The sequence below is a fragment of the Desulfobulbus alkaliphilus genome, from assembly GCF_016918545.1.
GTDB classification, from domain to species: Bacteria; Desulfobacterota; Desulfobulbia; order Desulfobulbales; family Desulfobulbaceae; genus Desulfobulbus; species Desulfobulbus alkaliphilus.
The window spans coordinates 1-393 of sequence record NZ_JAFFQC010000411.1; the positions used below are offsets into that span (position 1 = coordinate 1).

Here is a 393-nt window from a genome sequence, read left to right on the forward strand (position 1 = left end):
TGGATTTGGCTGACGGCAGCGTCCCCAGCCTGCGCATCGCCACTTTCGAGGCCCGTCAGTCCGCCCTGACCATCGGCATCCGCGGCATCGTGCCGAACGACGCCAATCAGCCGGCGCGTGAGCAAGGCGTCGGCGTCTATGTCGACGGCGTCTATCTGGCCCGCCAGCACGGCCTCGCCGCCGCCCTGCTCGACATCGAGCGCGTCGAAGTCCTGAAGGGTCCGCAAGGCACCCTGTTCGGCCGCAACACTGAAGGCGGCGCCCTGTCGCTGGTGACCAAGAAGCCCACGGGCGTCTTCGGCATGCGCGCCATCGCCGGCGTGGGCAATCTGGAGTCCTACAACTCCGAACTGCACGTCGACTTCCCCGCCCTCGGCGACTTCGCCTTTAAGG

1 protein-coding gene is annotated in these 393 nt (G+C 67.4%); it reads left to right on the forward strand.

Features of this window, described 5'->3' with window-relative positions:
• A partial coding sequence (locus JWG43_RS21160) for a TonB-dependent receptor plug domain-containing protein (RefSeq protein WP_205244490.1) occupies positions 1 to 393 on the forward strand: 393 nt, incomplete at both ends.